This window comes from Antarctobacter sp., assembly GCF_048262615.1.
In the GTDB taxonomy this organism is placed as follows: Bacteria; Pseudomonadota; Alphaproteobacteria; order Rhodobacterales; family Rhodobacteraceae; genus Antarctobacter.
In genome coordinates, this window is record NZ_JBLXFB010000047.1 from 1 (window position 1) to 13,313 (window position 13,313).

Genomic DNA, 13,313 nt, shown 5'->3' on the forward strand with positions numbered 1-13,313 from the left:
GTCCTTGGCCAGATCGAGGCCGACTGTCTTTACTGTCATTGGGTGGCTCCTTTCCTTGCAGTCGTTGACAACTGCACTTTGGCACATTCGATGCCGGTGGAGCAGGAGCCACCCACCTCATCCGCTCTGGGCCGGTCGCGCCTTCGACACGCTATTGCCTATCGGCGGTCAACCTCTTCGGAAGGCCCTCACTCCACTTGCGCAGTTCATCCAGGAAACCCAAGGCTGTTCGCCCGAAATCAGTGATTTCGTACACCACGGTGATCGGGGCGGTGTCACACACCTCGCGCCTGACCAGCCCCTGGTCTTCGAGTTGCCGTAAGCGTTCCGTGATCATCTTCTTCGATGCGCCGCCGATCATCCGGGCGAGGTCGTTGAACCGCACCGGCCCATCCTTGACGTGCCAGAGGATGGAGCCGGTCCATTTGCCTCCGATGATCCGCATGCCACGCTCGATGGCGCAGGGCTCGGTGCAGGCATTGGCCGCGCTCCGTCGGCCGGCACCGTCTATCTCGATCTTTGCATCCATCGTCTTCCGCTCCGCCGATCCGCTCCGCATTAGGTTACAAAAAGTATACTGGTTGTTTTTGCTTCCCACCACGTTCATCTCATCCCGGACCCCGCCGAAGTCAAGCGGGCGCAGCAACGGAAGAGACGACATGAGCAAGATCCACATCCTCAACGGCGCGCAACCTTACGAATTTGCTCCGGGCACACTTAACGAAACGCTCGCGGAGCGCGGTAAGGCAACGCTCGAAGCACAGGGGCACGAAGTCCGCCTGACCACGGTCGCGGCCGGTTACGACGTGCAGGCCGAGATTGAGACCCACCTCTGGGCGGACGTGGTCCTCTTGCAGTTCCCGGTGAACTGGATGGGCGTGCCGTGGTCCTTCAAGAAATACATGGATGAGGTCTACACGGTCGGCATGGGCGGTCAGCTCAGCAATGGCGACGGCCGCAACGCCGCCGCACCTAAAGCGAATTACGGCATGGGCGGCAAGCTCGCGGCGACGCGTTACATGATCTCAGCCACGCTTAACGCCCCGGCTGAAGCCTTTGACGACCCGGCAGAGCCGTTCTTCGAGGGCATGTCGCTGGATGATCTCCTGCGCCCGGTCCATCTGAACGCCAAGTTCTTCGGCATGACGCCGCTGCCGACCTTTGGGGCCTTCGACGTGATGAAGAACCCCGACGTGGCCACCGACCTCGCCCGTTTCGACGCCCATCTTGCCACGACCTTCGGGGAACTTGCCAATGACGCGGCCTGATATTGTTCTTTACACCGCCAACACCATGAACGGCTGGAAGCCCCTGATTTTCTTGCACGAAGCACAAATCGACTATGAACTGGTGCCGGTCGATTTTGGCAAGAAAGAGCAGAAAACGCCCGCTTACATGCGTCTGAATCCGAACGGGCGCATTCCGACCATCGTGGATCGCGGTGCTGATGACTTCGCAGTGTTCGAGAGCGGCGCGATCTTGTGGTATCTCGCCGAGAAATACGAGCGGTTCCTCAGCCACCACCCCAAGGAGCGCTCGGAGACGCTACAATGGCTGATGTTCCAGATGGGTGGGATCGGCCCGATGATGGGCCAGGCGATGTTCTTCCAGCGGATCGCCAAGCCGAACGGCGACGAGGTGCCCTACGCCATCGACCGCTACGTGACCGAAAGCCGCCGCCTGCTGGAAGTGCTGGATACGCGGCTTGCCGGGCGCGACTGGCTGGTCGGTGATGCGATGTCCATCGCAGATATTGCGACCTACCCTTGGGCACGCAGCTATTTCTGGGCAACGGTGAGCGTCGACGGATTGCCGAACCTGCAAGCGTGGTTCGACCGCATCGACGCCATGCCGCGGGTCCAGGAGGCCCTGCAACTGCCGGAGCCGCGACCGTCGGCTTTCGGTCAGGGCGACACGGATGCTGCGGCCGCAGAGAACGCAGCCAGGTTCCGCTGAACACCTGACGCGCTGTCTCTCGGAGTGGTCTCGTCAGCGCGTCACATCCTCCCGAAACCTATACCGCTTGTAGATGCTGCGATGAGACAGCGGAGCTATGTTTCGAGGTCACAAACGGGCCGGGGACCGCCAGGCGGGCCAGGTGCGACCCTGTCGGGTGTCACTACCGTTTCCCGCGCACTGCTGACCTTGGGGCCTTGGACTATACTGCGCGGTGCCATGAAGGTCCGGTATGGGGAAGCCGCGCTGCGGCAACGGTGATCTTGAGTAATGACCGCTATGGGCCGGAAGGGATAGGCGTCCAAGACAGTCAGCAGTCCCTCGCGCCGAAATTCGCCGCGCCCGATACTGGACACCATGCTCTCAACCGACAGAAGCTTGCTCAACCGATATCGACTTCGGACCAAGGGTACGCTCGACGATTTCAAGAGCATCCCGTCGGCCATCTTGCAGGACCCCGAAACACTCGGTCAAATCGATGATCTTCATCAGCTGCTTCGGCGATAGTTCGATGCCGAGATAAACCGCTCGTCTGCCGATGGCCCATGTGGTGTCGATGACGCGCCCAGACGAGCGGCAGAGGTTCCAGGCGTGTGGGAACGGAAGCGCACCCAATTCAACATCCCACCCGTATCCTTCGCAGTAGGGAAGTCCATGCGAAAGGCTCAACTGCCAAGCGTTTCGAAAACACTGTCCTTGTTGCCCTCTCTTCAGGTCTGGCGGAAGAGCACTACCCACCCAACGCCTCCCGTTCCTGCGTAGGTAGTCTGCGAGAGGCAGGCCTCCGTAGGGACCGGCCAAAGTCTGGTCGATTAGGTCGCAGTGAAGAGTGCTATTCATGTCGTGTCTCCTGTCTGATGCTCAGGAGATTGATCTCATCCGTCAAAATGAAAAACGCAGCTCGGGGCTAAGGCCCGTTCTCGGAGTATGGTGGACCTTGTGTCGCCGACCGTTGCTGCAAGCTTCCGTGCATGGCTCCTGCGGGGAAACTGCGCCGCCACGACGGCCATCACGGCGGAAGTCCGTTAGGGCCGTTCGCCGCAGAAAAACCGGCTTGCGCTTAGGAGGTGTAGCTGTCCCGCACTACGAGCGGGCACAACGGCTTTCCGTGACTTGAACAGCACGCAGCCATGCCCGTGCCATCCTCGCACTGTCCGGGCCCGCTCGATGGGGGACAGCTGAGCGCTCGAAGCGCTCATACAAGCTATCGAGGGATGCCCCTTGGAAGTGGCTAAAGTTCACTTGGTCAAAATCGAGTATGGGGCCAGGCACAGGAGCACCGGTCACGTTCATCAGTCGCTCAAGCCACCTACCATCGAAATCTGGAGCATCGGAAACCAGCGAGCGACCGGCCAGCATCGCTCTTAGTTCTGAGGTCACGGTCTGCGGTGTCGGCGCATCAAGCAGTGCCTCGAAAGGAATGCCGTGCACCTGCTCACTGGCATGCGACCAAGCCGACATTGGCCACTCACCAGCAGGCCGGATCAACGACGACCAGGAGACGACTTCGCCACCCGCAAGCCAAGACAACCTCGATTGGCCAGCTATCGGCGGACAAGGAAGACGCCTCGAAATCCAAGGCGACATACTTCTCTATGGCATGGGTCATGTCTTCGACGGCTCGGCTGTGCCGGACTCGATGGTGACAACATCTCTCCAGCCTTCCGCCTTGGAGCAAGCTCTCAAGGGCGCGGACGTCGAGTTCAGCAAGACACGCCCTGCTCGCCTGTTTCTCGAGAAAATGGGCCAAGCACCTGACATGGTGCTGACCCCGGATGCCGTCGATCGGTTCGAGCGCCTCTTCATGGCCATCAACGAGAAGCTCAAGCGTCATGTCGCCCGGGATGCCGGTGCTTTCCGGTGAGGTCGGCCTGCTGGCAGCTGCCAACGATCCCGAAGAGAGGTGAACATGGCAAATCTCAGACCCATCGAGATCAAGCTCGTCGATGAGCTCACGGGCATGTCGAGCGGCTATGTCCTCGACTTCTCGAACCGGACCTTGCTCCAGTTCTTGGCCCCGTCCGGCCGGTCCCGGTGCTGGCAGATCGTAAGCACCAGCCGCTGCTTGGCACGGGAGATGCCGACAAAGAAGGCCGATCGCTCCTCTGACGCATTCCGTGCGGTGGGAGGTCAGCAAGGCGCTCCGTAGCGAAGGGGCAAGGGCCGCCGCCCCTTGGGGCGAGGCACCGCCCGGAGTCGCTGGATAAAACTATCGGTCACTTGTTCATTGACAGTGCAGCGCCCCGTAGAAACTTACGGGGCGCTGTTGTATACTACGCTGGTTGTGCGAAACCTTCCCACCATTCGCCGTAAGATCCCGCTTTGCGCTGGACATGTGAAGTCACGCGGAAGGAAGGGCGGCTTCCAGTAATTCGCTGCAAGCGCGAGGCCGAAACCTGTTCACTGCAGAAGCGGACATTGAGCCAGAAAGCTTTGGCGGCGACTGACCGAACAGGATTTTGCGTGGGGTGCAGGAGTGCGCCAGGAAACCCGTGTTCAAGTCTTGCATAATCATATCAGTTCTTCCTTACGACGTTGTCTGAATGGCTCCCGTGATCTGTATTTTTTGAAGAGTCTTTGGATGGAGGTCGGTCTGTTTCACTTACGATGAGGCGAATGAGTAGTTGCGAAGAAGAAGAACCGGCGAGCGTTTTCACTGAGATTGGCTGCGGAACGCAGGTCTTTTCTTTCTCGGTGGTACGAAAACGCAGTCTGCCAGGGTCCCCTTGTTCAGGCTGGCGATGAAGGCGCTTTCCGCCTTGGCCAGCCGGTTCTTGAGCCGGCATGTCGGCGTTAGCGTGCAAGTATTTCCCTGAGGTGCAAAGCATTCGACAAGGGCTTGATCCGCTTCGAGCAGCGAGACAACCTCGCCAAGCCGGATCTCGTCAGCTGGACGCGCCAGTATGGCGCCTCCTCCTCCGCCACGGCTGGTTTTCAGAAACCCGTTCGAGGCGAGGGTCGAGACGACTTTGGCCAGATGGTTACGGGAAACGCCGAATTCGGTGGCCAGTTCGGCGGTGCTGAATGCCCTGTCGGGTGAGCCAGCGAGGCGCATCAGAACCCTCAGCCCGTAGTCGGTGAACGAGGTGAGCCGCATTGTCGCTCCCTGGAGTTGGCATTTGAAATACGTATTGACGCAGATTAATCGGTAAATCAAATGCTGATTCAGCGGAGACAGGCACTTCGCGCCAATATCGGGAGACTCCGATGACACTCACCACAGCTCAACGCATGCGCGGCTGGACCGGACCTGCCCTGCTGACCTATGGATTCAGGCCGTTTTTCCTCGGCGCTGCTGTTTGGGCAGCGCTGGCCATGATGCTCTGGATCGGGATGCTGACAGGGGGGCTGACGTTGCCCACCGCGTTGGACCCTGTGTCCTGGCATGCGCATGAATTCCTGTTCGGCTATCTTGGCGCAGTCGTCGCCGGGTTCCTGCTGACGGCCGTGCCGAACTGGACCGGGCGCTTGCCCATTGTCGGCTGGCCGCTGGCCGGACTTGCGGCGTTGTGGTTGGCCGGACGGGTGGCAATGGCCGTGTCCGCCGGACTTTCTCCCGGTTTGACCGCCGTGATCGACCTGTCCTTTCCAGTGGTGCTTGCCGGTGCCATCGGCCGAGAGATCGTGGCCGGCAAGAACTGGCGCAACCTGATCGTGCTGGCCATGCTGACCGTCATGATCCTGGGCAACGGGCTGTTTCATTGGGAGGCGGCCAAGGGGGCCTACGCGGCGCAGGGATACGGTTTGCGGTTGGGTCTTGGGGCGGGGATCATGATGATCGCGGTAATCGGCGGGCGCATCGTGCCGTCCTTCACGCGCAACTGGCTGGTGAAACGGGGCGCGGCGCGACTGCCCGTGTCGCCGATGCAGGGGTTCGATCGGTTGGCGCTGCTGGTCCTGCTGGGCGCCTTGCTAATCTGGGTGGCGCTGCCCACGGCTGTCATGACGGGTGCGGCGTTGGCGCTGGCGGGGGCGCTTCACTGGGGTCGGCTGGTCCCCTGGGCCGGGGGGCAGACACTGTCAGAGCCCTTGGTCTGGGTGTTGCACGCGGGCTATGCCTTTGTTCCGCTGGGCGCGCTGGCGATGGCGGTGGAGGTGTTGATGCCCGCGACCCTCGGGATGGGTGCGGCCCAGCACCTCTGGATGGGCGGTGCGCTTGGACTGATGACGCTGGCCGTGATGACCCGCGCTACCTTGGGCCACACGGGGCAGGAATTGAGCGCAGGACCGGGAACGGTGAGCATTTACGGAGCGATGATCGCCGCGGTATTCCTGCGGGTCGCTGCGGGGCTGTGGCCGCAATATACCGCCGGGTTGCACGGCCTGTCGGGTCTGGCGTGGTTTGCATCCTTTGCCGGTTTCGCCGCGGTATACGGCCCGCTTCTGCTGTGCCGACGACCTGCCAAATCTGCGTGATGCGATGACCATGGGATGGTTCGAATTCAACGCCGCCTGTCTGGCGTTCTTCCTGACGCATTCCATCCCCGTGCGCCCGCCTGTCCGCCCCTGGCTGCAGGCGCGGCTGGGGCAGACGGGGTTCACGGTGGCCTATTCGCTGCTGTCGCTGGCGGCGCTGGGCTGGATCATCGGGGCGGCAGGTCGTGCGCCCCATGTGCCGCTCTGGCCCTGGGCGCCCTGGCACAATCACCTTGTCCTGGTGCTGATGCTTCCGGTGTGCCTGTTGCTGGCACTGTCGATTGCCCGCCCCAACCCCCTGTCTTTCGGAGGGGCGCGGAACGCCGATTTCGACCCGGCCCGCGCCGGCGTCGTCCGGTTGTCCCGTCATCCGCTCCTGTTGGCGCTTGCGCTGTGGGCGGCGGCGCATGTCTTGCCAAACGGCGACGTTGCGCATGTCGTGCTCTTCGGGACCTTCGCGCTGTTTGCCGTGTTCGGGGGGCGGTTGGTGGACCGGCGCAAGCGCAGGGAGATGGGGCCCGAGTGGCAGAGGACGATCAATGCGTTGGCCGCCGCACCCTTGACCTCTGCCCTCGCAACTCCTGCTCAGGGCGTGCGTCTTGTGCTGGGCGCCGTGCTATACACCGCGCTGATCGCGGCGCATCCCCACCTGTTCGGGGTCAGCCCCTTGCAATGACGCCTTGGCCGCGCGGTATCAGCTTGAGGCGTCGTCGATCAGGGGCGAGGGTTTGGCAAAGCGGCTCAGGTCTTCGCGGTCGGCGATGCTGATCCGGCTGCCCTTCACCGTGACGCCATAGGGTTGCAGCCCCTTGAACGCCCGGCTGAGGTTTTCCGGCGTCATCCCCAGCACCGAGGCAAGACGGCGCTTTTCGAATTCCAATTCGAAATGCTGAACCTGCCCAGCGCGGTCCTGTTGACGCAACAGGTAATTGGCCAGCCGCTCTAAGGAACTGCGCAGCTTGAGATCCTTCTGGGCCTTGATGACCGAGCGATAACACAGCGCCAGTTCGGACACGATCGCACGCGCGAAATTGCCATCCGTTTCGAAAACGGCGCGCACATCCTGGCTGGGGATCAAGGCGATCCGGCTTTTTTCCAGCGTACGCGCCGACATCAGGTAAGGGGCGTCCCGGATCGTCGCAGCCAGAATGAAAGTCGAGACTGGCCGAACCGTTGCCATGCTGGTTTCACGTCCGTTCCAACTGCAGAAAAGATCCACCGTACCGGACAGAACCACATGGAGGAAATCGCTTGGTTCGCCTTCCGAGATCAACTCGATCTGGGGAGGGAAGTTTTGAACGTAGGCCCCGCGCATGAGCGATTGGAACTGCACATCCGCCATGTCCTTGAACAAGTGCAGCGCCTTGATGTCCGGGAAGTCCGACTCGGGCATGGGTAACGGCTCAGCTTGTTATTCGGTTGATATTTATCATGTCTTCATTTGATATTTGTCAACAGGCAGCATGACCCATTGGCTGCCCCCTCTTGATAACGCATTGGGCAGCACCTGACAAATTTCCATAAAACATTTATTTCGTTACGCTTTTTCTAATTTCTGATCTGGATCAAGTCAGACTCTCGGCTCTGCTCACAAGGCTGTTGGCAATCCCGGTGGGGATACTGACGCTATTCTTTGAGGAGGGCCTGCCATGCAGACCGTAGCCACGGCCTCGCACGCGGAACAGAACCGCGCGCTTGGGCTGAGCACGATCGCCTTCACCGCCTGTTTCGCGGTCTGGACGATCTTTTCCATCATCGGCGTTGCCATCAAGAGCGAACTGGGGCTGACCGAGTCCCAGTTCGGCCTGTTGGTGGCAACGCCAATCCTAACCGGTTCGGTCACCCGGCTATTTCTGGGGGTCTGGACCGAGAAATTCGGTGGAAGACTGGTCTTTACCGCGCAGATGCTGCTGACCGCGCTGGCCACTCTGGCGTTGACGCTGGCAGACACCTACGTCATGTACCTGATCGCGGCGCTGGGGATCGGCCTTGCGGGCGGGTCCTTCATCATCGGTGTGGCCTATGTCAGCCGCTGGTATGACGCCGGGCATCAGGGCACGGCGCTTGGCATCTTCGGGGCCGGCAACGTCGGCGCTGCGGTGACCAAGTTTGTCGCACCTTTTGTCATGGTGGCCTATGGCTGGCACGGAGTGGCCTATGTCTGGGCCGCAGGTCTTGCGATCATCGCGGTGGTCTTTTTCCTCTTTGCCAAGGACGACCCCAAACTGGTCGAACGCCGGGCAAAAGGCACCAAGGCGCCAAGCCTTGCGCAGCAGTTCGCGCCGCTGAAGAACCTGCAGGTCTGGCGCTTCTCGCTCTACTATTTCTTCGTGTTCGGCGCCTTCGTAGCGCTGGCGCTGTGGATGCCGCACTACCTGATTGATGTATACGGTGTGGACGTGAAGACGGCCGGTATGGCTGCCGCCTCCTTCAGCCTGTCGGCTTCACTGTTCCGAGCTTACGGCGGACACCTCAGCGACAAGTTCGGCGCGCGGCAGGTCATGTACTGGACCTTCGGTTTCGCGCTGGTGCTGCTGTTCATGCTTTCCTACCCGCCCACCGATTACGTCATCCAAGGCAAGAGCGGTCCGATCAGCTTCTCGACTTCGATGAGCTTCTGGCCCTTCATCGCCGTGCTGTTCACGCTGGGTTTCTTCATGAGCCTCGGCAAGGCGGCCGTGTTCAAGCACATCCCCGTCTACTACCCGCAGCACGTTGGCGCGGTGGGCGGCCTGGTGGGCATGATCGGTGGTCTTGGCGGTTTCATCCTGCCGATCATCTTCGGTGCGGCGCTTGACCTGACCGGGATCTATACCTCGTGCTTCGCGATCCTGTTCGGCCTGGTGGCCGTGGCGCTGACATGGATGCACCTGTCGATCCGCGCGATGGAGCGCAAGGCGCATGGCGAGATCCTCGACCAATTGCCCGCCCTGCCCGAGATGCAGGAAATCCACGACCCGGAACACACGGCCATGCCGCGCGTGCTGGAAGACTGGCGCCCCGAGGACCAGGCGTTCTGGGACGAAAAAGGCCGCGCGGTTGCACGCCGCAACCTCTGGATCTCGATCCCCGCGCTGCTGCTGGCCTTCTCGGTCTGGATGGTCTGGTCCATGGTCGTGGCCAAGCTGCCCGCCATCGGGTTCGACTTCAGCACCTCGCAGCTTTTCTGGCTGGCGGCCCTGCCGGGCCTGTCGGGCGCGACGCTGCGGATCTTCTACAGCTTCATGGTGCCGATCTTTGGCGGGCGCCTGTGGACGACGCTGTCGACCGCTTCGTTGCTGCTGCCCGCCATGGGCATCGGCTATGCCGTGCAGAACCCGGATACGCCTTACCTGATCTTCCTCACCCTTGCGCTGCTCTGCGGCTTTGGTGGCGGCAACTTTGCCTCCTCAATGGCCAACATCTCGTACTTCTTCCCGAAGGCGGAAAAGGGCAACGCGCTGGCGCTGAACGCGGGCCTGGGCAACCTGGGCGTGTCGGTCATGCAATTCCTCGTGCCGATCGTGATCACCATGGGTGTCTTTGGCGCGATGGGCGGTGAGCCGGTTCAGCTGACTGCGGGTGGCGAGCTGTGGCTGCAGAACGCGGGCTTTGTCTGGGTGCCCTTCATCCTGATCGCCACGGCGGCGGCCTGGCTGGGCATGAACGACATCGCCGACGCCAAGGCGAGCTTCCGTGAACAGGCGATCATCTTCAGCCGCAAGCAGAACTGGCTGATGTGCATCCTCTACACCGGCACCTTCGGCAGCTTCATCGGCTATTCCGCAGGCTTCCCGCTGCTGACCCGGATCGCCTTCCCGGACGTGAACGCGTTGCAATACGTCTTCCTTGGTCCGCTTGTGGGGGCGCTGAGCCGCGCCGCCACTGGCTGGGTCTCGGACAAGTGGGGCGGCGGTCGCGTGACCCTCTGGGTCTTTGCGGGAATGATCGTCGCGGTGTTCGGCGTGATTACCTCGCTGGGAGCGGGCAGCTTTGTGGGCTTCTTCGCGGCCTTCATGGCGCTGTTCTTCCTGACCGGTGTGGGCAACGCGTCCACCTTCCAGATGATCCCCGCGATCATGGGCAAGGAAATCCCGCGCCTGATGCCGCAACTGGACGCCGCCGCGCGTCGCAAGCAGGCGGAACGCGAAAGCGCCGCGATCATCGCCTTCACCTCGGCCATTGCCGCCTACGGGGCCTTCTTCATCCCCAAGGCCTACGGCACCTCGCTTGCGATGACCGGCTCTCCGGTCGGGGCGCTCTGGGGTTTCCTGGTCTTCTACGTGGTCTGCCTTGCGATCACCTGGGCGGTCTACACGCGCCGCGGCGGTCTGCTGCACGACGTCGAACATGGACGCGTGCCCGCCGAGGCAACGGCACAGCCCGCCGAATGATCGAAACATGCCGTCGGGCGGCCCAAACCGCCGCCCGGCCCCCGACATCAGGAAAGGAAGCGAGATGAGCCACCTTCTCGACAGATTGAACTTTCTCCAGTCCAAGAGCCTTGAGCAGTTCTCGAACGGTCACGGCGAAGTCACCCGTGAAAACCGCGACTGGGAGGACACCTATCGGAACCGCTGGCGGCACGACAAGATCGTCCGCTCGACCCACGGGGTGAACTGCACCGGGTCCTGTTCGTGGAAGATCTACGTCAAATCCGGGATCGTCACCTGGGAAACCCAGCAGACCGATTATCCCCGCACCCGGCCCGACCTGCCCAACCACGAACCGCGCGGCTGCGCGCGCGGCGCCTCCTACAGCTGGTACCTGTATAGCGCCAACCGGGTGAAGAACCCGCTGGTTCGGGGGCGGCTGATGAAGGTCTGGCGCAAGATGCGCGAGACCATGACCCCGATCGAGGCCTGGACCGCGATCCAGGACGACCCGATCCTGCGCGCCTCCTACACGGAAACGCGCGGCAAGGGCGGGTTCGTCCGCGCAACATGGGACGAAGCGACGGAAATCACCGCCGCCGCGAACGCCTATACCGCCAAGACCTATGGCCCCGACCGGATCTTCGGCTTCTCGCCCATCCCGGCCATGTCGATGATCTCTTATGCCGCCGGGTCGCGTTACCTGTCGCTGATGGGCGGCGTCTGCATGTCCTTCTACGACTGGTATTGTGATCTGCCGCCAGCCAGCCCGATGACATGGGGCGAACAGACCGACGTGCCGGAATCGGCCGACTGGTACAACGCCGGTTACCTGCTGCTCTGGGGCTCGAACGTGCCGCAGACCCGGACACCGGATGCGCATTTCTACACCGAGGCGCGGTATCGCGGCACCAAGTCCGCCGTCATCTGCCCCGACTATTCCGAGGCGGCCAAGTTCGGCGATGTCTGGTTGAATGCCAAGCAGGGCACCGACGCGGCGCTGGCCATGGCCTTCGGTCACGTCATCCTTCGGGAATTCCACCTCGACCGGCAGGCCGAGTATTTCGAAGACTACTGCCGCAAGTATTCCGACTTCCCCATGCTGGTGAAGATCGAGGAAAAGGACGGCAAGATGATCCCGGGCCGGTTCCTGCGCGCCGACGATCTGGACGGCAAGCTGGGCGAAGAGAACAACCCGGAGTGGAAAACAGTCGCCTATGACGAGGCCTCTGGCACGCTCGTCGCGCCCAACGGGTCGATCGGCTATCGCTGGGGCGAAGACGGGGAATGGAACCTTGAGGAAAAGGCTGCGGGCGCCGACACGCGGTTGCGTCTGTCGCAGATCCTCGACAGCGATCACGACGAGGTCGTCGGTGTCGATTTCCCCTATTTCGGAGCCGACGCGACAGAGGCCTTCACCACCGGGGATCGCCGCCCCAACGTCCTGACCAAGAACGTGCCGGTCAAGCGTATCCAGACCGCCGGGGGCGAGGTGGCCGTCGCCACCGTCTTTGACCTGTTCTGCGCCAACTACGGGCTGGATCGTGGTCTGGGCGGCGACTGGGTGACAAGCGACTACAATCAGGATGTGCCCGGCACCCCTGCCTGGGCGTCCAAGATCACCGGCGTGAAGGCCGACAAGATCATCCATGTCGCCCGTGAATTCGCCCAGACCGCGGAAAAGACCAATGGAAAGTCGATGATCATCATCGGCGCGGCGATGAACCATTGGTACCACATGGACATGAACTATCGCGGCGTCATCAACATGCTGGTGATGTGTGGCTGCGTGGGTCAGTCCGGAGGTGGCTGGGCGCACTACGTCGGGCAGGAAAAACTGCGGCCGCAGACCGGCTGGCAACCGCTGGCCTTCGCGCTGGACTGGGGCCGTCCGCCGCGGCACATGAACTCGACCTCGGCCTGGTATGCGCACACCGACCAGTGGCGCTATGAAACCCTGACGGCCGGGGAGATCCTGTCGCCCACCGCGCCCGAGGGCGACTGGGACGTCAGCCTGATCGACTACAACATCCGCGCCGAACGCATGGGCTGGCTGCCCTCGGCGCCGCAGTTGAAGACCAACCCGCTGCAGGTGGCGAAGGCGGCCAAGGCTGCGGGCAAGGAGATCCCCGCCTACGTCGCCGAACAGTTGAAGTCCGGTGAGCTGGAGATGTCCTGTGAAGACCCGGATGCGCCGGAAAACTGGCCGCGCAACCTGTTCGTCTGGCGGTCGAACCTGCTGGGCTCGTCCGGCAAGGGGCATGAGTACTTCCTCAAGCACCTGCTTGGCACCGACAACGGCGTCATGGGCAAGGACCTGGGAGAGGAAGGCCGGCAATTGCCGAAGGAAGCCAGGTGGCACAAGGACGCGCCGCGTGGCAAGCTGGACCTGCTGGTGACCATCGACTTCCGGATGAGCACCACGGCGGTTTACTCGGACATCGTCCTGCCCACGGCCAGCTGGTACGAAAAGAACGACCTCAACACCAGCGACATGCACCCGTTCATCCACCCGCTGCAGGCGGCGGTGGACCCGGCTTACGAGTCGAAGTCCGACTGGGAGATATTCAAGGCCCTCGCCTACAAGGT

General features: G+C 62.1%; 11 protein-coding genes. 7 read left to right on the forward strand and 4 right to left on the reverse strand.

Annotated elements, in window-relative coordinates; all coding sequences use genetic code 11:
- Positions 1–151: 151 nt before the first annotated feature.
- Entirely contained in the window at positions 152–661 is a 510-nt protein-coding gene (locus ACN0S5_RS23270) for a winged helix-turn-helix transcriptional regulator (protein WP_417211609.1), read from the reverse strand.
- On the opposite strand from ACN0S5_RS23270, the gene ACN0S5_RS23275 reads away from it, so the two are divergent.
- Positions 660–1,268 carry an NAD(P)H-dependent oxidoreductase gene (locus tag ACN0S5_RS23275; RefSeq protein WP_417211610.1) on the forward strand — a complete coding sequence of 203 codons (609 nt, stop codon included), beginning with the start codon at positions 660–662 and terminating at the stop codon, positions 1,266–1,268. The genes ACN0S5_RS23270 and ACN0S5_RS23275 overlap by 2 nt on opposite strands.
- Complete coding sequence (locus tag ACN0S5_RS23280) at positions 1,255–1,956, forward strand: glutathione S-transferase family protein (protein WP_417211611.1); 702 nt, start codon at positions 1,255–1,257, stop codon at positions 1,954–1,956. Before ACN0S5_RS23275 ends, ACN0S5_RS23280 begins: the two co-directional genes overlap by 14 nt.
- Before the next feature lie 363 nt (positions 1,957–2,319).
- Here the strand turns inward: ACN0S5_RS23280 and ACN0S5_RS23285 are convergent, their stop codons facing one another.
- Positions 2,320–2,571: a hypothetical protein gene (locus ACN0S5_RS23285; protein ID WP_417211613.1), complete on the reverse strand. Its 252-nt coding sequence runs from the start codon at positions 2,569–2,571 to the stop codon at positions 2,320–2,322.
- An 805-nt stretch (positions 2,572–3,376) separates the two neighbouring features.
- Here ACN0S5_RS23285 and ACN0S5_RS23290 point away from each other — a divergent pair.
- Positions 3,377–3,820 (forward strand): hypothetical protein, encoded by a 444-nt coding sequence (locus tag ACN0S5_RS23290; protein WP_417211614.1) that lies wholly within the window; start codon positions 3,377–3,379, stop codon positions 3,818–3,820.
- Positions 3,821–4,609: 789 nt separating this feature from the next.
- On the opposite strand, the gene ACN0S5_RS23295 is transcribed toward ACN0S5_RS23290, so the two are convergent.
- Positions 4,610–5,053 (reverse strand): RrF2 family transcriptional regulator, encoded by a 444-nt coding sequence (locus ACN0S5_RS23295; RefSeq protein WP_417211616.1) that lies wholly within the window; start codon positions 5,051–5,053, stop codon positions 4,610–4,612.
- A gap of 110 nt (positions 5,054–5,163) precedes the next feature.
- Between ACN0S5_RS23295 and ACN0S5_RS23300 the strand changes: the two genes are divergently transcribed.
- Both ACN0S5_RS23300 and ACN0S5_RS23305 read left to right on the forward strand, forming a co-directional pair.
- Positions 5,164–6,372: an NnrS family protein gene (locus tag ACN0S5_RS23300; protein ID WP_417211617.1), complete on the forward strand. Its 1,209-nt coding sequence runs from the start codon at positions 5,164–5,166 to the stop codon at positions 6,370–6,372.
- A gap of 10 nt (positions 6,373–6,382) precedes the next feature.
- Positions 6,383–7,048 (forward strand): NnrU family protein, encoded by a 666-nt coding sequence (locus ACN0S5_RS23305; protein WP_417211619.1) that lies wholly within the window; start codon positions 6,383–6,385, stop codon positions 7,046–7,048.
- Between the two features lie 18 nt (positions 7,049–7,066).
- Here ACN0S5_RS23305 and ACN0S5_RS23310 read toward each other — a convergent pair whose 3' ends face one another.
- Positions 7,067–7,765: a cyclic nucleotide-binding domain-containing protein gene (locus tag ACN0S5_RS23310; RefSeq protein WP_417211620.1), complete on the reverse strand. Its 699-nt coding sequence runs from the start codon at positions 7,763–7,765 to the stop codon at positions 7,067–7,069.
- Positions 7,766–8,021: 256 nt separating this feature from the next.
- Between ACN0S5_RS23310 and ACN0S5_RS23315 the strand changes: the two genes are divergently transcribed.
- Together ACN0S5_RS23315 and ACN0S5_RS23320 are read left to right on the forward strand one after the other, a co-directional pair.
- Positions 8,022–10,745, forward strand: a complete 2,724-nt coding sequence (locus ACN0S5_RS23315; protein ID WP_417211622.1) for a nitrate/nitrite transporter — start codon at positions 8,022–8,024, stop codon at positions 10,743–10,745.
- A gap of 64 nt (positions 10,746–10,809) precedes the next feature.
- A partial coding sequence (locus ACN0S5_RS23320) for a nitrate reductase subunit alpha (protein ID WP_417211624.1) occupies positions 10,810–13,313 on the forward strand: 2,504 nt, incomplete at its 3' end.

What these genes read in the sequence shown, in the direction of transcription:
- ACN0S5_RS23275 (WP_417211610.1), top strand. Translation starts at nt 660, where the DNA reads ATGAGCAAGATCCACATCCTCAACGGCGCGCAACCTTACGAATTTGCT.
- ACN0S5_RS23270 (WP_417211609.1), bottom strand. Translation starts at nt 661, where the DNA reads ATGTCGTCTCTTCCGTTGCTGCGCCCGCTTGACTTCGGCGGGGTCCGG.
- ACN0S5_RS23280 (WP_417211611.1), top strand. Translation starts at nt 1,255, where the DNA reads ATGACGCGGCCTGATATTGTTCTTTACACCGCCAACACCATGAACGGC.
- ACN0S5_RS23290 (WP_417211614.1), top strand. Translation starts at nt 3,377, where the DNA reads ATGCCGTGCACCTGCTCACTGGCATGCGACCAAGCCGACATTGGCCAC.
- ACN0S5_RS23295 (WP_417211616.1), bottom strand. Translation starts at nt 5,053, where the DNA reads ATGCGGCTCACCTCGTTCACCGACTACGGGCTGAGGGTTCTGATGCGC.
- ACN0S5_RS23300 (WP_417211617.1), top strand. Translation starts at nt 5,164, where the DNA reads ATGACACTCACCACAGCTCAACGCATGCGCGGCTGGACCGGACCTGCC.
- ACN0S5_RS23305 (WP_417211619.1), top strand. Translation starts at nt 6,383, where the DNA reads ATGGGATGGTTCGAATTCAACGCCGCCTGTCTGGCGTTCTTCCTGACG.
- ACN0S5_RS23310 (WP_417211620.1), bottom strand. Translation starts at nt 7,765, where the DNA reads ATGCCCGAGTCGGACTTCCCGGACATCAAGGCGCTGCACTTGTTCAAG.
- ACN0S5_RS23315 (WP_417211622.1), top strand. Translation starts at nt 8,022, where the DNA reads ATGCAGACCGTAGCCACGGCCTCGCACGCGGAACAGAACCGCGCGCTT.